The organism is Erythrobacter donghaensis, assembly GCF_001557325.1.
GTDB lineage: Bacteria > Pseudomonadota > Alphaproteobacteria > Sphingomonadales > Sphingomonadaceae > Erythrobacter > Erythrobacter donghaensis_B.
The window spans coordinates 1-20,762 of the sequence record NZ_LSJS01000079.1 but is presented as its reverse complement, the minus strand read 5'-3'; the positions used below and the strand labels follow the sequence as shown (position 1 = coordinate 20,762).

The window sequence follows — 20,762 nt, the reverse complement described above, 5'->3', positions numbered from 1 at the left end:
CGCGATAGCCAGTTTGGCTTGCCGAATACAGCGCGAAAACGAAGGGGGTGCCCGCCGTGCCGATTGACACGGGCGGGGGGCTCCCCCAATCCGCTCGGCCCATGAACGCCGCGCCGCCTGTCTCCCCGGTCTACCGCATCCCCCACCCCCTGCCGCTCGACAGCGGGCAGGTGCTCGAAGGCTGCGAGATCGCCTACGAGACCTACGGGACGCTGGCGCCGGACAAGTCCAACGCGGTGCTGGTGTGCCATGCTCTGACCGGCGACCAATATCTGGCCAGCCCCCACCCGATCACCGGCAAGCCCGGCTGGTGGGAGCGGATGGTCGGCCCCTCCAAGCCGATCGACACGAGCCGCCACTTCGTGATCTGCGCCAACGTGATCGGCAGCTGCATGGGATCGAGCGGCCCTGCCAGCCTCGCGCCCGATGGCGCGCCTTACGCGATGCGCTTTCCCGTCATCACCATCCGCGACATGGTGAGAGGGCTGGTCGCGCTGCTGGACGGCCTCGGCATCGCGCGGCTGCATGCGGTGGTCGGCGGGTCGATGGGCGGGATGCAGGCGCTCAGCCTTGCCGCCAACTGGCCCGAGCGCGCCGCCCGCGTGCTGGTGATCGCCTCCACCGCGCGCCACTCGGCGCAGAACATCGCCTTCCACGAGGTCGGGCGGCAGGCGATCATGGCCGACCCGGCGTGGGCCGAGGGCGATTACTACGCCAGCGACGCCAAGCCCGACAACGGCCTCGCCGTGGCGCGGATGGCGGCGCATATCACCTACCTCTCCGAAGCAGGGCTGACCGAGAAATTCGGCCGCCGCCTGCAGGACCGCGAGGCCAAGGGCTTCAACTTCGACGCCGAGTTCCAGGTGGAGAGCTACCTGCGCTACCAGGGCAGCGGCTTCACCCGCCGCTTCGACGCGAACAGCTACCTCTACATCACCCGCGCGATGGACTATTTCGATATCGCCGAGGAGCACGGCGGCAAGCTCGCCGATGCCTTCGCGGGCACGCAGGCGCGCTTCTGCATCGTCAGCTTCGATACCGACTGGCTCTACCCCACCGCCGAAAGCCGCCACGTGGTCCATGCGCTGAACGCGGCCGGGGCGAAGGTCAGCTTCGTCGAACTCTCCGCCCCGCACGGGCATGACAGCTTCCTGCTCGAGCACGACCAGCTCGACCGGGTGGTGAAGGGCTTCGTCGAATGAGCTTGCGCCCCGACCTCGCCGCGATCGCCGCGCATGTCGCGCCCGGCAGCCGGGTGCTCGACATCGGCTGCGGGGATGGCGCGCTGATGGCGGTGCTCGAAAGCGCGAGCGGGTGCGATGCGCGCGGGATGGAGCTCGACGGCGCGCTGGTCGAACGCTGCGTGGCGCGGGGCCTTTCGGTGGTGCAGGGCGATGCCAATCTCGACCTCGCCAACTATCCCGACAAGGCCTTCGATTACGCGATCCTCAGCCAGACGCTGCAGACCGCGACGCGGCCCGACCTGATGCTCGACGAGCTGCTGCGCGTCGGCCGGCGGGCCTTCGTCTCCTTCCCCAACTTCGCCCACTGGCGTACCCGCGCGGCGCTGATGTTCGGGGGGCGGATGCCGGTCACCCGCGCGCTGCCGGTGAGCTGGTACGAGACGCAGAACATCCACCACGTCACCGTGGAGGATTTCCGCGATCTGGCGAAGCTGAAGGGCGCGCGGATCGAACGCGCGTGGTTCTTCTCCAACGAGAAACAGATCGGCGCGCCAGCGGCTAACTGGCGCGCCGAATTCGCGGTCTTCGAACTCAGTCGGTGATCAACCGGCCCTGTGCAGCATGCACAGCTTGTGGCCGTCGAGATCGAGCACATAGCCCAGGTTCAGCGTGCCCATCGCGCCGGTGCGCGGGCCCGGGGGGTCTTCAATCGACTTGCCGCCGGCGGCCACGGCCGCATCGTGGAAGGCCTGCACCTGCTCGAGGCTGTTGCAGGCAAAGCCGATGGTCGCGCCGTTGGCGCAAGTCGCAGGCGCGCCGTTGATCGGCTCGCTGATCGCGAAGATCCCGCCATTGTGGAACCAGAACGCGCGGCGGTGGCCGGTCGAGGCCGCGTTGATGTTGCCCGGCCCCGCACCGAGCGTTGCGAGCACCGTGTCGTAGAATTCCTTCGCACGGTCGAAATCGCTCGTGCCGAGCATCACGTGGCTGAACATGGAAATGCCTCTCCTCTATCAAGACGGGTTGCGGATTAGGACGGATTCTGGCGGCTCGCAATGCAGATTTCTGTAGCCACGGGTTCATCTTGGTGAGCATAGACAAGGCCATGTTCACCTCCCTTGTCGTCGCCCTGCTCGCTGCCCAGGCCGCGCCCGAAAGCCCCGCTCCCGCCGCCCCCGGGGCGAACGCGATCGTCACCCTCGACGCGCTCCCGCTCGAGCAGGCCGCAGCAGCCCGCTGCGCGGTCGCCTTTGCCACGGTCAGCCGCTGGCAGAAGGCGGGCGATGCGCGCGGGAGCGAGTACCCCGACATCGCGGCATCGGGCGGGCGCGAGTTCTTCGTGCGGGTGATGGCCAAGCTGATGGAGGACACGGGCCTGGGGCGCGAGGACATCATCGCGCTCTCCACCCGCGCCGCCGACGACAACGAGGGCGAAGGCGGCGCGGAGCGGGTCAGGGCGATCATGCCCGCTTGCACCTTGATGAAAACCGCCGCAGGCCTGTAAGGCAGCGGACATATCCCCCGCGGGTGCTGCGCCCGGTGCTGGATTCGGGCCCGCAAACAAGGCATGGAAAAGCCTGTCATGTGGCTGCTGTACCAATTCCCGCTGTGCCCCTTCAGCCGCAAGATCCGGCTGCTCCTGAGCGAGAAGAACATCCCCTTCGATCTGGTGCGCGAAGACCCCTGGTCCGCCTCCGACCTGTTCTTCAATCTGAACCCGGCCGGCCGCACCCCGGTGATCGCCGACAAGGAGCGCGGCATCGTCATCCCCGACAGCCGGGCGATCGCGGAGTATTTCGAGGAGACGGTGGAGCGCGCGCCGATGATCAACGGCACCGCCACGCAGCGCGCCGAGATCCGTCGGCTGGTGGCGCTGTTCGACGAGAACTTCTACGCCGACGTCACCGCGCCGCTGCTGTCCGAGCGCATGAAGAAGCGCATCCTGCGCCTGCCGCCCGACAGCCGTGCGCTGCGCGAGGCGATGAAGATGGCGCACGGGCATCTCGACTATCTCGATTGGCTGATCGACAACCGCCCGTGGGTGGCGGGATCGACCATGAGCCTTGCCGATCTGGCCGCCGCGGCGCAGATCTCGGTCGCGGACTACCTCGGCGGGATCGACTGGGAGGGCCACGAGCAGTCGCGCGGCTGGTATGCCGTATTCAAGAGCCGCCCGAGCTTCCGGCCCCTCCTGACCGAGCGGATGGACGTGATCAAACCGCCGCCGCATTACGCGCTGCTGGACGGGTAAGTAACGAAAGCCACGTCGCTTGCGTAATGCCACTCTCGGCCCGATATTGGCGCCAATGAGAGAGGTATCCCCATGACCGACGATCCCCGCAGCCTGACCGACGCCGAATGGCGGGCGAAGCTCACCCCGATGCAGTATCACATCCTGCGCGAGGCCGGCACCGAGCGCGCCTTCACCGGCGAATACGACAAGTTCTACGACGAGGGCGAATATCACTGCGCCGCCTGCGGGACGCAGCTGTTCTACTCGACCGCCAAGTACAACAGCGGTTGCGGCTGGCCCGCCTTCACCAAGCCTTCGACCGAGGAAGTGATCGAGGAGCACCGCGACACCACCTACGGCATGATCCGCACCGAGGTGCGCTGCGGCAAGTGCGGCGGGCATCTCGGCCACGTCTTCCCCGACGGCCCGCCCGAGCAGGGAGGCCTGCGCTACTGCATCAATTCGGCCGCGCTGGTCTTCACGCCGCACCAGGGGTGAGCGGCGCGCTGCGGCGATGCGCCCCGAGTATCGGGGAAGCCTGCGCAAACCCGGGTTCATTCCCGGTTACAACCTGCCTATGCAGGGGGCCGCTTTGCGCGCCGTGTCCTTTCGGCGCGGCATCAGGTGGGCTGAGGCATGTCGAGAAGGGGTGACGAGTTGCAGAACAAGGGCGCGCGCGGTAAGCGCCGGGGGGCGGCGGAGCGCTCGCGGGCGCCTGCCCCCGGTCCGAAAGGCACAGGCGCCGGCACCCCGCCCCCGCGCTGGCGGGTGTGGCTGAGGCGCCTGTTCGTCTGGGGCGGCGCGCTCGCGATGCTGGCGCTGGTGTTCCTCGGCTTCGCGGTCGGCTTTGCCGCCTCCTCGCTCCCCGACTACGCGACCCTCAAGGCGACCCAGCCGGGCCAGACCATCCTCGTGCGCGCGCGCGACGGGCGCGAGCTGGTCGAGATCGGGCCGAGCTTCGGCGAATGGCTGACTTACGAAAACATTCCCGACAACATGACCAACGCGATGATCGCGGTCGAGGACAAGCGCTTCCGCTCGCACTTCGGGGTCGATCCGGTGCGCCTTACCGGCGCGCTGATCGAGAGCGTGACCGGCAGCCGCGAGCGGCTCGGCGGCACCTCGACGATCAGCCAGCAGCTGGCGAGGAACCTGTTCCTCAACAACAACCGCTCCCTGGATCGCAAGGCGCGCGAGGCGGTGCTGGCGATGGCGCTCGAGTGGAAGTTCACCAAGGAGCAGATCCTCGAGCTCTACCTCAACAAGGTCTATTTCGGCGGCGGCGCCTACGGGATCGATTCTGCCTCCCGCAAGTTCTTCAGCCACCCCGCGACCGAGCTCAGCGTGGGCGAGGCGGCGATCATTGCGGGCCTTGTGAAGGCGCCCAGCTCCTATTCGCCCACCGCCGACGTGCAGGCCGCGGTCGACCGCGCCAAGGTGGTGCTCGGCCTGATGCGCGAGCAGGGCTACATCACCCCCGATCAGGCGCAGGTCGATGTCAGCGCGGTGCAATTGAAGCAGGACGCCGGGCAGAACTCGGTGCGCTATTTCACCGACTGGGTGCTGCCGCAGCTCGATATCATCCTGCCCGAAACCTACGAGCCGATCGAGGTGTGGACCACGCTCGACATCGGCATGCAGCGCGCCGCCACCGCGGCGATCGAGGCGAACACCCCCAAGGGGGCGCAGGGCGCGCTGGTCAGCCTCGACCGTGACGGGGCGATCCTCGCGATGGTGGGCGGGACGGATTACGTCGCCAGCAACTACAACCGCGCCACCGCCGCGATGCGCCAGCCGGGATCGGCGTGGAAGCTGTTCGTCTACCTCGCCGCGCTCGAGGCGGGTTACGTGCCCGAAGACAAGGTGGTCGACACCCCCGTCACCATCGACGGGTGGAGCCCGCGCAACTCGAACGGGCGCAATGTCGGCGAGACCGACCTGCGCACCGCCTTTGCCTATTCGATCAACACCGTCGCGGCGCAGCTCGGCAACGAGGTGGGCTTCGGCACGGTCGCCTCGATGGCGCGGCGCTTCGGGATCAATTCCAAGATCGACACCTTCCCCTCGATGGTGCTGGGCTCCTCGGAGATGCGGGTGATCGAGATGACCCAGGCCTTCGCCGGGATCGCCGCCAAGGGCACGCCGGTCGAGCCCTATGGCATCACCAAGGTGACCGGCGCGAGCGGCGAGGTGCTCTACCGCCGCGAGGCGCAGCGCCAGTCGCCCGCCGTGCCCGACCACGTGGCCAAAGGGATCACCGATCTGCTCCAGGCGGCGGTCCAGACCGGCACCGGCCGCGCGGCCGATATCGGGCGGCCGGTGGCGGGCAAGACCGGCACCACCTCGTCGAACAAGGACGGCTGGTTCATCGGCTTCTCCAGCGGGGTGACGACCGGCGTGTGGATGGGCCGCGACGATGCCAAGGCGGTCGCGGGGCTCCAGGGCGGGCGCGCCCCGGCGCAGGCCTTTGCCGCCTACATGCGCTATGCGGTCAAGGATCGCCCGGTCGAGGAATTCGAGGTGACGCTCGAGGAGCCCGAATGGCAGCTCGAACCCGATCAGGAGGCGCTGTTCGGCGAGCCCGAGGATTATTACTACATCGACGAACAGGGCAATCTGGTGCAGCCCGGCCGGCGCGATCCCTCGCTGACACCCGAGGCCGACCCCGATGCGCCGCCCGCGGCCAGCCGCGATTTCCTCGAGGAGGCGACTGGCGGCAGCCTGCCGCAGAACCAGCGTCCGCCGCGCCGCCCGGCCCAGCCGCCCCCACAGCCGCAGGCGCCGCCGCAATAGGGCCGGGGGCCGAGAGGCAGAACCAAGAAAAAAGGCGCCGGGTTGGCTCCCGGCGCCTTTTTCATTGTCCTGGCCTTGCAGAGGCCGGCGCGGATCAGTTGAGGCGCACCGCGACGAAGGCGGGCGGGGTGTTGCCACGCTGGACGCGCAGCAGGATCGCCTCGCGCTTGTCGGCGACCGCGGCCTGGACCTGCGCAAGCAGCGCCTCGACGGTGGGCGTCGGCTGGTAATTGGCCGACAGGATGATGAACCCGCGGCGCAGGCCCTTGCGGGCGGCATCGCCGTTCGGATCGACTGCGGCAATGACCACGCCCTGCGTGTCGGCCGGCACACCGAGCGAGCGCGCGATCGCGGGGCTCATCGGCATGACCTGCATGCCCAGCTTCTGCTCGATCGTCTCGTCCGAGGTGCCCGGCGCCATCGGCTCCTCGGATTCCGGATCGAAGGTCTGGTTCTGCTGGAGCAATTCCTGCTCGCTCGGACGCTTGCCGAGGGTGACGTTGATCGCCACCCGCTTGCCGTCGCGCAGCACCTCGACCGGCACTGTCGCGCCCGGCTGGAGATTGGCGACGAGGAAGGAGACTGTCTGCTCGGCGGTCACGTCCTTGCCATTGACCTTGGTCAGCACGTCGCCCGACCTGAGGCCCGCCTTGGCCGCAGGGCCGGTTTCCTCGACCACCTGCACCAGCTCGCCGCGGCGCTTGGGCAGGCCGAGCGAGAGCGCCAGATCCTCGTCGATCGGCTGGAGCCGCACGCCGAGATATCCGCGCTGGATCTCCTGGCCCGAACGCAACTTCTCGACGATCGGCGCGGCGGTTTCGGCGGGGATCGCAAAGCCGATCCCGACGCTGCCGCCCGAGGGCGAGAAGATCGCGTTGTTGATGCCGATCACATTGCCGCGCATGTCGAACAGCGGGCCGCCCGAGTTGCCGCGGTTGATGCTCGCGTCGGTCTGGAGATAGCGGTCATAGGCGCCGCCCTGGCCGGTGTTGCGGTACACCGCCGAGATGATCCCCGCAGTCACCGTGCCGCCGAGGCCGAAGGGGTTGCCGATCGCCACCACCCAGTCGCCCACGCGGGTCGCCGAGGAATCGCCGAAGGTGACGAAGGGGAAGGTCTTGTTCGAGCGGATCTTGAGCACCGCGAGGTCGGACGCCGCATCGGCGCCGATCACGTCGGCCTCGTATTCGGTGCCGTCGGCCAGCGTGACGGTGATCGATTCGAGCTTGGCGCGGGTATCGGGCGGGTTGATGACGTGGTTGTTGGTGACGACGATGCCGTCGGCCGAGATGATGAAGCCCGAGCCCAGCGACTGCGCCTCGCGCGTCTGCGGCTGGGCCTCGGCGCCGCCGCCCTGACGGCGGTTGAACAGCTCGGCAAAGGGCGTGCCGGCGAAGGGGTTGTTCTGCACCTCGACCCGCTGGCGGGTGGCGATGTTGACCACCGCAGGCTGGAGCTGCGCGGTGAGATCGGCGAAGCTCGCCGGGGCGCCTGCGACAGGGACCACGCGGTTCATCACCGCATCGTCGTTCTGCGCCACCTGTGCGCCCAGCGGCGAGCCCGTGATCAGCGAAATGGCAGCGCCGCCCACCAGCAGCGCAGTCGACAGTCCGTATACATAGCGCACTTTGTTCACGTCCTCTTGGTCCTTATCCTTTGCGGAAATGCGCAAGGTTACCGCGCCGTTCCTGAAACCCTCGTGCGGGAGGCCGCCCCGTCGCCGGGGCGGCGGCCCCAAATGCGTCTGTTGCGGCTGAACGCCGATTGAATGCTTAGCGCATCCATCGCCGTGCGTCTGCGCTTGGTCGAATGCCTAGGGTTGCCCCTTGAACTGGCGGAAATATTCGCTGTCGTCCGACAGCACCATGGTGCTCTGCCCTTCCCCGGCAAGGAAGGTCGAGCGGTAGCTCTGCATCGCGCGGTAGAAGTCGTAGAACTTCGGGTCTTTCCCATAAGCATCGGCATAGATCTTGGCGGCCTGCGCGCTGGCTTCGGCGCGGATGATCTGCGCGTCGCGCTGGCCGGCGGCGCGGATCGTGGCGGCCTGTTCCTGGCGGTCGGTCTCCATCCGGGTGAAGGCGGCATCGAGCGGGCTGCCCTCGGGCAGGTCGGCGGCCTTGATCCGCACGTCGAGCACCTGCGCGCCGTAGTTACGCGCCTGGGTGTCCAGTGTCTTGGTGATGTTGGTCATCGCCGTCCCGCGTTCGGCATTGATCAACGCCGAGAACGGGATGCGTCCGAGCTCCTGGCGCAGCACCGAGGTGAGGATCGGCAGCAGCTGCGCCTCGAGCTGGCGTTCGGTCCCGGCCTTCTCGACCAGCCGCACCGGATCGATGATGCGGTACCGGGCATAGGCATCGACCTGCAGGCGCTGCTGGTCCTTGGAGAGCACCTGGGTGCGCTCCATGTCGATATCGAGCACGCGGCGGTCGATGAACCGCACTTCCTCGATGAAGGGGATACGCGGCGCGATCCCGGCACCGGTCGAGCCGTAGGGCACTTCCGGGCGGAACTGGTTGATGACACGCACCGGGTTGCCGGTGCGGATCACCACCGCCTGATGGGTTTCGGGGACGATCACCACGCTGGCGATCACCGCCACCGCCAGCGCGACCAGCGCGATGACGATGTTGCGAGGGTTCTGGAGAATGCCGTTCATGACCTTACTGCCCCTGCTGCGAGGATGGCGGTGCTTCCTGCGCCCGGCGCTTCAGCTCGGGGAGCGGCAGGTAGGGCGTGACATTGCCGGATTCGACGATGGTCTTGTCGGTCTTCGCCAGGATCTGTTCCATGGTCTCGTAATAGAGGCGGCGGCGCGTCACTTCGGGCGCGAGCTTGTATTCCTCGTAGATGTCGTTGAACTCGCTCGCATCGCCCTGCGCGCGGGCGAGCACCTGCTGCGCCACCGCGCGGGCGCGGTTGATGTTGGCGTCGGCGTCCTGCTGCGCGCTCGAGACGTCCTTGAACGCCTCTTCCACCCGGCTCGGCGGGTCGACCTTGTTGATTTCGATCCCCTGCACGCTGATCCCGGAGCGATAGGCATCGAGCCGCGCCTGCATCGCGGTGCGCACGTCCTGCTCGATCTCCGCCCGGCCCGCACCGGTCAGCACGGAGTCGAGATCCTGCCGCGCCACCGCCGCGCGCATCGCCGCCTCGCCGATCTCGAGCAGCGCGTTGCGCGGATCGTTGAGCTGGTACTTGAAGAGCGTGAGGTCCGAGATGTTCCAGCGGATCAGGTAGCTCAGATCCACGAGGTTCTGGTCGCCGGTCAGGATCAGCTTTTCGGTCTTGGTGCCGGGCACCTCCTCGAGGCGCACCTGCGTCACGTTTTCCTTCTCGACCATCTGGATCGGCCAGGGCAGGGTGGGCTGAAGGCCGGAATCGAGCGTGCCCGAATACTTGCCGCCGAGCCACGTCACCACCGCCTGTTCGCCCGGCTGGATGAAGTGGAAGCTCGTCACCCCCACCCACACCAGCGCGACGCCGCCGAGGATCACCGGAACCCAGCTCTTGCCGTCTGGGCGTTCGGGGAAGCGGAAGCCGGGGCCGCCCGCTCCGCCGCCGCCGCCGCCCGCGCGGCGCGGGCCTTCGGGGCCGCGGCTCTTGAAGATGTCCTCGATGCTGGCCGAGCGGCGCTTGCCCGGTTCGCCCCCGCCGGGGAGCCACGGGTTGCGCGGGCCGGAGCTTTCACCGCCGCCGCCGCCGTTGCTGCCGGCGCCGTCATCGCCCGACGAACCGTCATCGCCCGAACCGCCCCAGGGGTTCTTGCCGGCCATGGCAAGGCCCTTAAGCCCGGCGCCAAGGCGTTCTCTCCAGCCGTCCATTCTCTGCATGAGCTGTTTATAGGCACGGGTTCCGGCGAAAAACAGGGGTTCGCTGCGTGATTTTGGTGTTAGAGGCGTCGCGTCATGAGCAAGTCGGACAATCCACCCCGCCAGCCGCAAGCCGAAGAGGCGCTGATCCGCGCCGCGCTGAGCCCCGAAATCAACCATCGCCTGCGCTCGGCGCGGATCGTTGCGGGCCGCGCGGTGATCGTCGCCGAGGCGGGCGATCTGGCTGACGCGGGGCGGAAGGCGCTCGAGGCCGAGATCACCGCCGCGCTATCCCCGCTCCCCGAAATCGCCGAGGTGCGCATCGCGCTGACCGGCGAACGCCGCCGCCGCCGGTTGATCGCGGTGGGAAGCGGCAAGGGCGGGGTCGGCAAGTCGACGCTCACCACCAATCTCGCAGTCGCGCTGGCGAAGATGGGCCGCCGTGTCGGCGTGATCGACGGCGACATCTACGGCCCCTCGCAGCCCAAGCTGCTGAAGACCGAGGGGCTCAAGCCCGCCGCCACCCCCGATGGTTCGCAGCTGGTCGCCATCGACAGCCCCTACGGCGTCAAGGTGCTTTCGATGGGCCATATTGTCGCCCCTGGCAAGGCGCTGGCGTGGCGCGGGCCGATGACCGGCAAGGCGCTCGGCCAGCTGGTCGAGGCAGACTGGGGCGAGACCGACCTGCTGCTGGTCGACCTGCCGCCGGGGACGGGCGACGTGCAGCTCTCGATGCTATCGGCGCACAAGCCCGATGGCGCGGTGCTGGTCTCGACCCCGCAGGACCTCGCGCTGATCGACGCCGCGCGCGCCGGGCAATTGTTCGAACAGGGCGAGGTGCCGATCATCGGCCTCGTCGAGAACATGGCGGGCTATGCCTGCCCGCATTGCGGCGAGGTCAGCGATCCCTTCGGCTCGGGCGGGGTGGAGCGCTTCGCCGCCGCGCTCGAAATCCCCTTCCTGGGCCGCGTCCCGCTGACGCTGGCGACGCGCATGGCGGGCGACAAGGGCGAGCCCCCGGCCGCCGGCGAGGACGAGACGGCGGAGCCCTTCCGCGCCATCGCCGAAAAGCTCGCCCGCTGGCTGGATACGGGGAAGCTCTAGGCAGATGCAGGTCTCGCGGCGCGGATTGCTGGCGGGCGCGGCGGCGGGCGGGGGCCTCGTGATCGCCTGGTGGCTGCTGCCGCGCACCTACCGCACGCCGCTGGTGGCCGCGCGGGCAGAGCATGTGTTCGGCGCCTGGCTCAAGATCGCCGCCGACGGCGTGGTGACGGTCGCCGTGCCGCAGCTCGAGATGGGGCAGGGGATCACCACCATCCTGCCGCAGGTCATAGCGCAGGAACTGGGGGCGGACTGGCGGCAGATCGCGGTCGAGCCCGCGCCGGTCTCGGGCGCCTATGCCAATGTCCCGCTGGCCAGGCAGTGGATGGCGCTGTGGGACGCGAGCTTTGCCGGGCTCTCTCCCGCGACCGACGAGCTGCTGGCGACCCGCTTCGCGCAGTCGCACCGCTTCAACGCGACCGCCGCCGGCACGTCGCTCGCCGCCTATGAATTGCCCTGCCGCGAGGCCGCCGCCGCCGCGCGCGCGATGCTCGCGCAGGCCGCCGCGGCGCGCTGGGGCGTGTCCTGGGAGGAATGCGAGGTCGAGAACGGGCTCGTCACCCAAGGCGCCAACCGCGCCAGCTTCGGCGAACTGGCCGAGGAGGCCGCAGGCTACACCCCGCCCGATCCCCCGCCGCTGAAGCCCGAGCCGCCGCGCGAAAAGCCGCTCCCCGCCGATGTCGACGCCGCCCCCGCCTACCCGCGCATCGACCTGCCATCGAAGGTCGACGGCTCGCACCGCTTTGCGGGCGACGTGCGGCTGCCCGGCATGGTGTTCGCCTCGATCCGCCATGGCCCGGCCGACGGTTCCGAGCTCGACAGCTTCGATACCAAGGCCGCCGCCGGGATCCGGGGGATCGCGGGGGTCGTCCGGAGCAAGCGCTGGCTCGCGGTCGCCGCCGACACCTGGTGGAGCGCCGAGGCCGCGCTCGCCGCGATGAAGCCCCGCTTCCGCACCGTCGCGCCCGTCAACAGCGCCGACATCGCCGCGCGGCTCGACACGCTGCTGACCGCGGGCGAGGCGCATGTGATCGCCGAGACCGGGTTCGGGGGCGAGGCGCTCGAGCGGGTCGATATCGGGCGGCGCTACGAGGTCGAGCCCGCCTATGCCGCCCCGCTCGAGACCGCGACCGCGACCGCGCGCTTCGCGGACGGGCGGCTCGACCTGTGGATCGCCGCGCAAGCCCCCGAACAGGCCCGCCTCGCCGCCGCACGCGCGATCGGCATCGCGACCGAGGATGTCGCGCTCTATCCCATGCCCGCCGGCGGCAGCTTCGATGCGCGGCTCGAGCACGATCACGCCATCGAGATCGCGCTGATCGCCAAGGAATTGGGCCGCCCGGTGCAGCTGGTCTGGCCGCGCCGCGACGAGCTGATCCGCGCCCGCCCCCGCGCGCCCTACTGGATGCTGCTCGGCGCGCAGCTCGCCAAGGGCGCGCCCGGCACCCCGGGCGGCGCGATCGAGGCGATGCGCGTGCGGGTGGCGACGCCGCCCGCCATGCGCGAGTTCGGCCAGCGCCTGTTCGCGGGCCGCACCAGCATGGCCGCGATGCGCAACACCGCGGGCGAGGCCGATCCGCTCGCGCTCCAAGGCGCGCTGCCGCCCTACACCATCCCGGCCGTGATGGTGGAGCACATCCCCGCCGATATCGGCCTGCCGGTCGGCCGGGTGCGCGGCAATTCCTGGGGGCCGACGATCTTCGCGATCGAGAGCTTCATCGACGAGATCGCCGCCAAATCGAAGCGCGAGCCGCTGTCGTTCCGCATGTCGATGCTGGGGGGCGACGTGCGGCTCGCCGCCTGTCTCCAGCGCGCGGCGCAGTTGGCAGAGTGGGACGGGGGGCTCGACCAGAGCGGGCAGGGCCTCGCCTGCGCCCGGCTCGGCGAGGGGACGGATGCAGCCCGGATCGCCTGTGTCGCCACCGCGCGGCAGGGCGAAGGGGGCGTGCGCGTGGTGCGACTGTCGGCAGCGGTCGATATCGGCCGGATCATCAACCACGACATCGCCAAGCAGCAGATCGAGGGCGGCCTCGTGTTCGGCATCGGCATCGCGCTCGGCAATGCGGTGCGGCTGCGCGGCGGGCTGCCCGAAGAGGCCGGCGAGGCGGCGCTCGGCCTGCCGACCTTGGCCGATTGCCCCGAGATGCGGGTGCAGTTCATCGCCAGCGACGCCGCGCCCGCCGATCCGGGCGAGCTCGGCGCGGTGGTCGCCCCGCCCGCCATCGCCAATGCGCTCTATTCGGCCACGGGCTTGCGCCTGCGCCGCCTCCCCCTACTTTCGGACGGCATATGATCCTGACATTTATGCAACATGAGGCCGCGCCAATCGCAGGGCCGCGGAAACGAAACGCCTGCCGACCGTTGGGCGCACTATGACCTGGCAGACCCAGCGCCTTCCGGGCGACCATCCTCCGGCCAAGAGCGGCCGCATCGGCGTGCTGCTGATCAACCTCGGCACTCCCGACGGGCCCGATCCCGAATCGGTCAAGCGCTACCTCAAGCAGTTCCTCTCGGACACGCGGGTGGTCGAGATCCCGCCGATCGCCTGGCAGCTGATCCTGCGCGGCATCATCCTCAACACCCGGCCCCAGAAGAGCGCCAGGGCCTATCAGAAGATCTGGACCGAGCGCGGCTCCCCGCTCGCCGACATCACCGCGCGGCAGGCCGAGGCGATGGTGGGGCGTTTCGGTGAGCAGGTGCAGGTCGGTTGGGCGATGCGATACGGCAACCCCTCGATCGAGAGCCGCCTCACCGCGATGATGGCGGACGGCTGCGACCGCATCCTGATTTCGCCGATGTATCCGCAATATTGCGCCGCGACGACCGCAACCGTGTTCGACGAGATCGCCCGCGTGCTCGGCAAGATGCGCTGGCAGCCGACCTTGCGTTTCGTGCCGCCCTATCACGATGATCCCAACTATCTGAACGCGCTGGCCGAGGATCTCACCCGGCAGGTGCGCGCGCTCACCTTCAGGCCCGAGGTCATGCTGCTCAGCTTCCACGGGATGCCGCAGCAGACGCTGGAGAAGGGCGATCCCTATTACTGCCACTGCTCCAAGACCGCGCGGCTGCTGCGCGAGGAGCTGGCGACGCGGCCCGAGTTCGAAGGCGTGCGGTTCGAGACCACCTTCCAGTCGCGCTTCGGCCCGGCGGCGTGGCTCGAACCTTCGACCGATGCGACGCTGATCGCGGAAGGCGGGAAGGGCACCAAGCGGCTGGTTGTCGCCGCGCCCGGCTTCGCGGCGGACTGCGTCGAGACGCTCGAGGAGCTGGCGATCGAGGGCCGTGCGGAATTCTGCGAGGCGGGCGGCGAGGATTACGCCGTGCTCGATTGCCTCAACACCTCGGATGATGGCCTCGCGATGATCGAGGCGATGCTGCGCCGCGAGCTGGGCGGATGGATTTGACATGCGGGAAACTTGCGTGAAACTTTCATCAGGGTAAGTTGCGAAACCGAACGCGATAACCGGAGCATCTGGAAAGACATGGCCACCCTTGCCGAAGCCCCGCAGGATAGCGAAACCCCCGGCGGCAGCGCCCCCGCCGGTGCGCCCCGTCACTGGAGCGAGCTGCGCCTCACCGAAGCCGATCTTGCCCACATTCCGGGCGAAGCGGGCTGGCCGGTGATCGGCAACACCTTGACCATGCTCGCCGATCCGCACGCCTTTGCCGCGCGGATGATCGCCGCCCACGGCAAGGTCTACAAGAACCGCGCCTTCGGCGGCTGGCAGATCGCGCTGATCGGGGCCGAGGCGAACGAGCTGCTGCTGTTCAACAAGGACAAGATCTTCTCCTCCGAACAGGGCTGGGGCCCGGTGCTCGACCAGCTCTTCCCGCGCGGGCTGATGCTGATGGATTTCGAGCATCACCGGATCGACCGCCGCGCGCTCTCGATCGCCTTCAAGCCCGAGCCGATGCGGCACTATTCGGGTGCGCTGAACCGCGGGATTGCTCGTGAAGTCGCCGGCTGGGCGGGGCCGATGCAGTTCTATCCCGCGATCAAGAAGCTCACCCTCGATCTCGCCGCCGACAGCTTTATCGGCCTGCCCTGGGGCCCCGAGGCCGACAGGATCAACGAGGCTTTCGTCGACATGGTGCAGGCCTCGGTCGCGCCGGTGAGGAAGCCGCTGCCCTTCACCAAGATGAAGAAGGGCGTCGATGGCCGCGCCTTCCTGGTCGACTATTTCACCCGCGAAACCCTCCGCCGCCGCGCGGAAGGCGGAGGGCAGGACATGTTCAGCCAGTTCGCCACCGCCACGCGCGAGGACGGCAGCCTGCTGCCGGTCGACGAGGTGGTCGATCACATGAACTTCCTGATGATGGCGGCGCACGACACCATCACCTCCTCGGCGACATCGCTGATCTATTACCTCGCGACCAATCCCGAATGGCAGGAGAAGCTGCGCGAGGAGATCTTCGCGGTGACCGGCGGGCCGGACGGGGAGGGCAACCCCCGCCCGCTCGATTACGACGATCTCGGCAAGCTCGACCTCACCGAGATGGCCTTCAAGGAATCGCTGCGGATGGTGCCGCCGGTGCCCTCGATGCCGCGCCGTGCGCTGCGCGAATTCGAATATGGCGGTTACCGCATTCCGGCGGGTGCCTCGGTAGGCATCAACATCTACTGGACCCACCATTCCGAGGAATATTGGGACAATCCCTTCACCTTCGATCCGCTGCGCTTCACGCCCGAGCAGGTGAAGGCCCGCCATAAATATGCCTGGGTGCCCTTCGGCGGGGGCGCGCATATGTGCCTCGGGCTGCACTTCGCCTATATGCAGGTCAAGATCCTGATGGCGCAGCTGCTCCAGCGATACCGCATCGAGGCAGCGGCGGGGTACAAGCCCGATTGGCAGGAATGGCCGATCCCGCAGCCCAAGGACGGGCTCAAGGTGGAGTTCGTGCCGCTCTGACCCCCCCGGGGGCCGGCAAGCGCGACCCAATCATGGAGCGTCAGGCAAAGCGCTGACAGGGGCACCATTGTTTCACGTGGAACACGGCAGTGCGCCCCATGATCGTGCAATAACCGTGCAATCGATGCGCAATACCGCCGTAGCGGCGCGCGCCGCCGCGGCTCAGAAGTCGACCGCGATCCCGTCTCCTCTCTCCCAGTCACCGTAGCGGGTGGGAGAGAGCTTCTCGTCATTCTCGACCGCCTTGGGCGCGGGCACCGGATCGTTGGTCCAGTGGGCGGGCTTCTTGAAGGCCTTGGCGGCCTCGGATTTCTCGCGGGTCATGCCCTTCCAAATGCGCGTGCTGGCGCTTTGTTTCAAGCACCTGTAGAGGCGCGCCGATGGCACTCCCCCCCGGACTTCCCGTGCGCCGCGCCGCGCTGCGCCTGCTCGATGCCGTGCTGCGGCGGGGCGAGACGCTCGAGCAGGCCGAAGGCACCGCGCTCGGCGATGTCCGCAAGGCACCCGACCGCGCGCTCGCCCGCGCCATCGCGGGGGAGACCCTGCGCTGGCTGACCGATCTCGACGGCCTGATCGACAGCGCCACGAAGCAGCGCCTGCCCGACGATGCCAAGGCGCGGATGGTGCTGCGGCTGATGCTCGCCCAGACGCTGCGGCTCGAGACGCCGCCGCACGCGGTGATCGCGACCGGCCTCGCGCTGCTCGAGGGTGGGCCTAGGCGGCTCGCGCACGGGGTGTTCTCGGCGTTAACGAGAATCGAGGGCGACAAGCAGGGCGCGACGCTGCCCGAAATGCCCACCTTGCCCGAGCGCGTCATCGCCCGCTGGGGCGTGGAGAGGGCCGCCGCGATCGCCCCCGGCCTCGCCTTCCCGCCCGAGCTCGACCTTGCCCTGCGCGACCCGGCCGAAACCGCGACCCGCGCCGTCCAGATGGGCGGCGTCAGCCTCGCGCCGGGCCACATCCGCCTGCCGCGCGGCGCGGCGGTGGAGAGCCTTGCGGACTTCAAGGAGGGTGCATGGTGGGTGCAGGACCTCGCCGCCTCGCTGCCCGCGCGGCTGCTGGGGGCGGGTGAGGGCAGGCACGCGCTCGACCTGTGCGCCGCGCCCGGCGGCAAGACCATGCAGCTGGCCGCGTCCGGCTGGAAGGTCACCGCGCTCGACATGTCGAAGCGGCGGCTCGACCTGCTCAAGGACAACCTCAAGCGCACCGGCCTCAAGGCCAGCCCCGTGCGCGCCGATGCCCTGACGTGGGAGCCCAAGCACCGCTTCGACGCGATCCTGATCGACGCGCCCTGCACCGCGACCGGCACCTGCCGCCGCCACCCCGATGTGCTCCACCGCATCGGCAAGGGACAGGTGGCGGAGATGGTCGAGCTGCAACGCGCGCTCGCCGCCAAGGCGGCCGAGTGGCTCAACCCCGGCGGGGTGCTGGTCTATGCGGTGTGTTCGCTCGAGGTGGAGGAGGGCGAGGAACAGGCGGCGTGGATCGATGCCGAACTCGGCCTGACGCCCGCCCCGATCACGCCCGAGGAACTCCCCGCCGGCCTCGCGCCGACCCCCGAGGGCTGGCTGCGCACCCATCCGGGGATGCTGGCCGATGTGGGCGGGCTCGACGGGTTTTTCGTGGGGCGGTGGGTGAAGCGCTAAGCCTCACCGTCTCCCCGGACTTGATCCGGGGCCGCTGTCCTCCTCGCGGCCTCGCAAAGGTGCAAGCGATCCCGGATCAAGTCCGGGATGACAAACGCACCCTACTTCACATACTTCTGGAAGCTCTTGCGCAGCTTGAACAGCTTGGGCGGGATCACCGCAAGGCAGTAGGGATTGCGCTGGCCTTCGCCGTCCCAGTATTCCTGGTGATAGTCCTCGGCCGGATACCATTCCGCCGTCTGCACACCCCCCGACAGGCCTTCGATCGTCGTCACCGCCCGCTTGCCGTTCTCGGCATTCCAGCGCGCGATGGCCGCTTCGGCCTCGGCACCCTGTTCGTCCGACAGCGGGAAGATCGCGCTGCGATACTGCGTGCCCACGTCGTTGCCCTGCCGGTTCAGCTGCGTCGGATCATGCGTGCCGAGGAACACGTCGTAGATTTCGGCAAGGCTGATCACCGCCGGATCGAAGGTCACGCGGATCCCCTCGGCATGGCCGGTGGTGCCGGTGCACACCTCCTTGTAGGTGGGATTGGCCTTGGTGCCGCCGATATAGCCGCTTTCGACCTGGCTCACCCCGACGACATCGCGGAACACCGCCTCGGTGCACCAGAAGCATCCGCCTGCAATGATCGCCGTGTGCATGTTGCTCATCGAATTCTCCGTTGCTTTGTGCCAGAGATAGGCCAGCGAAACGCCAATGCCAGCGCCTCGTGCGCTATTCTTGCCAAAATCCGGGAGAGTTACACGCCATGACAAAACTGATCCTTGCGCTGACCGCCGTCAGCGGCCTTGCCCTTGCCGCGCCGCTCGCCGCCCAAAGCAGCTCGGGGCACGCCGGTCACGCCATGCCCGCTGCCGACGGCATGATGGACGAGGCCCACATCAAGGACACCGCGCACTTCATGAAGATGCACGGCGAGCAGCTGTCGGCCGCGATCAACCACCCGAGCCGTGCGGAAGACAAGGCGCGCGACGCCTTCCGGCACCCGGCCGAAACGCTCGCCTTCTTCCATGTCGGCCCGGAAATGAAGGTCGGCGAATATGCGCCGGGCGGCGGGTGGTATTCGCGCCTGCTCGGGCACTATCTGGGCGGCGAGGGCCAGCTGGTCGGCCTCTACGCCAACCCGCTCACCGCCACCGCCGATCCGGCGCGCCAGCAGCGCATCCGTGATCAGGCGGCGGGCTTTGGCGCGGAAGTGGCAGGCTATACCGGGCTGCCGGCGGAGAAGTTCAGCGGGCTGACGCTCGACAAGGCGGCCGAGCAGAAGGGCACCTTCGACCGCATTCTGGTGATCCGCGCGATGCACAGCCCGACCCGTTCGGGCACCGCCGACACCGAAATCCGGGCGATGCGCGAGCTGCTCAAGGATGACGGCCTGCTCGGCATCATCCAGCACCGCGCCAAGCCCGATGCGCCGTGGGCCTATGCCGATGGCTCGAAGGGCTATCTCAAGCAGCAGGACATGATCGACTTCATGCGCCTCAACGGCTTCGAGCTGGTCGCGGCGAGCGAGATCAACGCCAATGCCAAGGACCCGGCCAACCACCCCGAAGGCGTGTGGGAAATGCCGCCCTCGCTCGCGACCAAGCGCGAGGACCTGAAGGGCCTGGGCGAGAGCGACCGGATGACTCTGCTGTTCAAGAAGGCGAAGTGATCTGTCGCATCCGGCGCGGGCGGGAGGTTCCCCCGCGCCGGGAATCGCTGTAGGGGGCGCGGCATGACCGCCATCACTGTCGCCGCCCTCCAGCTTGCCCTCTCGGATCAGGACGAGGCGGCCAACATCGCCGCCGTCGCCGCGCTGATCGAGGACGCCGCCGCCAGGGGCGCGCAGCTGATCCTGCCGCCCGAGCTGTTCAGCGGCGAATATTTCTGCCGCGAGGAGGACGAGGCGCTGTTCGCGCTCGCCCGCCCCACGCCCGAGCACCCCAGCGTCATCGCGATGCAAGCGCTCGCCGCGAAGCTCAAGGTGACGATCCCCACCAGCTTCTTCGAGCGCGACGGGCACCACTATTACAACACCCTCGCGATGATCGGCCCCGACGGGGCGATCATGGGCACCTATCGCAAGAGTCACATCCCCGACGGCCCGGGCTACGAGGAGAAGTATTACTTCCGCCCCGGGAATGACGGCTTCAAGGTGTGGGACGTGGCCGGAGAGGACGGCGCGCGCGTCAAGGTCGGCGTCGGCGTGTGCTGGGACCAGTGGTATCCCGAAAGCGCGCGGGTGATGGCGCTGCTGGGCGCCGAGCTCCTGATGTATCCGACTGCGATCGGTTCCGAACCCTATGACGCCGATCTCGACACCAGCCGCATGTGGCGCCGCGCGATGATCGGCCATGCGGTGTCGAACTGCATGCCGGTGGTGGCGAGCAACCGCATCGGCCACGAGGGCCCCGCCGAGCGCGCCCAGAGCTTCTACGGCCACTCCTTCATCACCGACGAATGGGGCGATGATCTCGCGCTGTTCGGCAAGGAGGAGACCGGCGTGCTGGTCGCACGGCTCGATCTGGCGCGCGCCGCGAAGCACCGTGCCGGGATGGGCTTCTTCCGCGACCGCCGTCCGCAGCTCTACGGGCGGATCGCTCAAGATATCTGAGAGCGCACATCTGAGGCGGTCGAGCACGTACCTCGTCGCGCTCGGGAGCAACCGGCGGCACCACCGCTACGGTGCTCCCGGGGGCGTGGTGCGCGCAGCCATGGAGGAGCTTGCCGCCTTCGGCACCGTCACCGCGCGCTCGCCGGTGATCGCGACCCCGGCGATGGGCGCGGCGCGGCGGCGCTTCGCCAATGCCGTGCTGGTGCTGGAGAGCGAACGCGATCCGCCCGCGCTGCTCGCGGCGCTCAAGCGCACCGAGCGTGAATTCGGCCGCCGGCCCGGCCAGCGCTGGGGTGACCGGGTGCTCGATCTGGACATCGTGCTGTGGAGCGGCGGCGCGTGGGTCTCGAAGATCCTCACCATCCCCCACCCGGGTTTCGCCCGGCGGCGCTTCGTGCTGGCCCCGGCCTGCACCGTCGCCCCCGACTGGCGCACGCCCCCGCACGGCTTGACGCTCGCCCACCATCAAGCCCGCTTGACC

The 20,762-nt window shown here is 68.7% G+C and carries 20 protein-coding genes; 14 read left to right on the top strand and 6 right to left on the bottom strand.

Annotation, left to right across the window (positions count from 1 at the left end; genetic code table 11):
* The first annotated feature begins 101 nt into the window (after positions 1-101).
* Together metX and metW are read left to right on the top strand one after the other, a co-directional pair.
* Entirely contained in the window at positions 102-1,202 is a 1,101-nt protein-coding gene (gene metX, locus AX692_RS03975) for a homoserine O-acetyltransferase MetX (RefSeq protein ID WP_073974863.1), read from the top strand.
* Positions 1,199-1,786 (top strand): methionine biosynthesis protein MetW, encoded by a 588-nt coding sequence (gene metW / locus AX692_RS03970; RefSeq protein WP_073974862.1) that lies wholly within the window; start codon positions 1,199-1,201, stop codon positions 1,784-1,786. The genes metX and metW overlap by 4 nt, the downstream gene beginning before the upstream one ends.
* Here the strand turns inward: metW and AX692_RS03965 are convergent, their stop codons facing one another.
* Positions 1,787-2,179, bottom strand: a complete 393-nt coding sequence (locus tag AX692_RS03965; protein ID WP_073974861.1) for a VOC family protein — start codon at positions 2,177-2,179, stop codon at positions 1,787-1,789. It lies immediately after the preceding gene.
* A 110-nt stretch (positions 2,180-2,289) separates the two neighbouring features.
* Between AX692_RS03965 and AX692_RS03960 the strand changes: the two genes are divergently transcribed.
* The 4 genes from AX692_RS03960 to AX692_RS03945 all read left to right on the top strand — a co-directional run bounded on the left by AX692_RS03960 (position 2,290) and on the right by AX692_RS03945 (position 6,210).
* Positions 2,290-2,688, top strand: coding sequence for a hypothetical protein (locus tag AX692_RS03960; protein WP_073977055.1), 399 nt, complete (start codon positions 2,290-2,292; stop codon positions 2,686-2,688).
* Between the two features lie 78 nt (positions 2,689-2,766).
* Positions 2,767-3,435, top strand: a complete 669-nt coding sequence (locus tag AX692_RS03955) for a glutathione S-transferase family protein (RefSeq protein ID WP_073974867.1) — start codon at positions 2,767-2,769, stop codon at positions 3,433-3,435.
* A gap of 72 nt (positions 3,436-3,507) precedes the next feature.
* The gene (gene msrB, locus AX692_RS03950) at positions 3,508-3,915 is read left to right on the top strand and encodes a peptide-methionine (R)-S-oxide reductase MsrB (protein ID WP_073974859.1); all 408 of its coding nucleotides are present in this window, start codon (positions 3,508-3,510) and stop codon (positions 3,913-3,915) included.
* Between the two features lie 138 nt (positions 3,916-4,053).
* Positions 4,054-6,210, top strand: a complete 2,157-nt coding sequence (locus tag AX692_RS03945; protein WP_073974858.1) for a PBP1A family penicillin-binding protein — start codon at positions 4,054-4,056, stop codon at positions 6,208-6,210.
* A gap of 94 nt (positions 6,211-6,304) precedes the next feature.
* On the opposite strand, the gene AX692_RS03940 is transcribed toward AX692_RS03945, so the two are convergent.
* The 3 genes from AX692_RS03940 to hflK form a co-directional block, all read right to left on the bottom strand.
* Entirely contained in the window at positions 6,305-7,846 is a 1,542-nt protein-coding gene (locus AX692_RS03940; protein WP_081095125.1) for a Do family serine endopeptidase, read from the bottom strand.
* 177 nt (positions 7,847-8,023) lie between these two features.
* Positions 8,024-8,869, bottom strand: a complete 846-nt coding sequence (hflC, locus tag AX692_RS03935; RefSeq protein WP_073974857.1) for a protease modulator HflC — start codon at positions 8,867-8,869, stop codon at positions 8,024-8,026.
* A 4-nt stretch (positions 8,870-8,873) separates the two neighbouring features.
* The gene (gene hflK / locus AX692_RS03930) at positions 8,874-10,034 is read right to left on the bottom strand and encodes a protease modulator HflK (RefSeq protein ID WP_419470484.1); all 1,161 of its coding nucleotides are present in this window, start codon (positions 10,032-10,034) and stop codon (positions 8,874-8,876) included.
* A gap of 84 nt (positions 10,035-10,118) precedes the next feature.
* Between hflK and AX692_RS03925 the strand changes: the two genes are divergently transcribed.
* The 4 genes from AX692_RS03925 to AX692_RS03910 all read left to right on the top strand — a co-directional run bounded on the left by AX692_RS03925 (position 10,119) and on the right by AX692_RS03910 (position 16,036).
* Positions 10,119-11,126 (top strand): Mrp/NBP35 family ATP-binding protein, encoded by a 1,008-nt coding sequence (locus AX692_RS03925; RefSeq protein ID WP_073974855.1) that lies wholly within the window; start codon positions 10,119-10,121, stop codon positions 11,124-11,126.
* 4 nt (positions 11,127-11,130) lie between these two features.
* On the top strand, positions 11,131-13,416 hold the full coding sequence (locus AX692_RS03920; RefSeq protein WP_073977056.1) for a xanthine dehydrogenase family protein molybdopterin-binding subunit: 2,286 nt from the start codon (positions 11,131-11,133) through the stop codon (positions 13,414-13,416).
* 79 nt (positions 13,417-13,495) lie between these two features.
* Complete coding sequence (gene hemH / locus AX692_RS03915) at positions 13,496-14,530, top strand: ferrochelatase (protein ID WP_073974792.1); 1,035 nt, start codon at positions 13,496-13,498, stop codon at positions 14,528-14,530.
* A gap of 78 nt (positions 14,531-14,608) precedes the next feature.
* On the top strand, positions 14,609-16,036 hold the full coding sequence (locus tag AX692_RS03910; RefSeq protein ID WP_073974793.1) for a cytochrome P450: 1,428 nt from the start codon (positions 14,609-14,611) through the stop codon (positions 16,034-16,036).
* Between the two features lie 162 nt (positions 16,037-16,198).
* On the opposite strand, the gene AX692_RS18775 is transcribed toward AX692_RS03910, so the two are convergent.
* The gene (locus AX692_RS18775) at positions 16,199-16,360 is read right to left on the bottom strand and encodes a DUF1674 domain-containing protein (RefSeq protein WP_081095123.1); all 162 of its coding nucleotides are present in this window, start codon (positions 16,358-16,360) and stop codon (positions 16,199-16,201) included.
* Between the two features lie 56 nt (positions 16,361-16,416).
* On the opposite strand from AX692_RS18775, the gene AX692_RS03905 reads away from it, so the two are divergent.
* Positions 16,417-17,682 carry an RsmB/NOP family class I SAM-dependent RNA methyltransferase gene (locus AX692_RS03905; RefSeq protein ID WP_073974794.1) on the top strand — a complete coding sequence of 422 codons (1,266 nt, stop codon included), beginning with the start codon at positions 16,417-16,419 and terminating at the stop codon, positions 17,680-17,682.
* 101 nt (positions 17,683-17,783) lie between these two features.
* Here the strand turns inward: AX692_RS03905 and msrA are convergent, their stop codons facing one another.
* Positions 17,784-18,326, bottom strand: a complete 543-nt coding sequence (msrA, locus tag AX692_RS03900) for a peptide-methionine (S)-S-oxide reductase MsrA (RefSeq protein WP_073974797.1) — start codon at positions 18,324-18,326, stop codon at positions 17,784-17,786.
* Positions 18,327-18,433: 107 nt separating this feature from the next.
* On the opposite strand from msrA, the gene AX692_RS03895 reads away from it, so the two are divergent.
* From AX692_RS03895 to folK, 3 genes are all read left to right on the top strand, one after another.
* Positions 18,434-19,339: a class I SAM-dependent methyltransferase gene (locus AX692_RS03895; protein ID WP_073974795.1), complete on the top strand. Its 906-nt coding sequence runs from the start codon at positions 18,434-18,436 to the stop codon at positions 19,337-19,339.
* Positions 19,340-19,402: 63 nt separating this feature from the next.
* A complete protein-coding gene (gene aguB / locus AX692_RS03890) occupies positions 19,403-20,281 on the top strand; it encodes an N-carbamoylputrescine amidase (RefSeq protein WP_073974796.1) in 879 nt (292 codons plus the stop codon).
* A 10-nt stretch (positions 20,282-20,291) separates the two neighbouring features.
* On the top strand, positions 20,292-20,762 hold a 471-nt coding region (gene folK / locus AX692_RS03885; RefSeq protein WP_073977567.1), incomplete at its 3' end, for a 2-amino-4-hydroxy-6-hydroxymethyldihydropteridine diphosphokinase.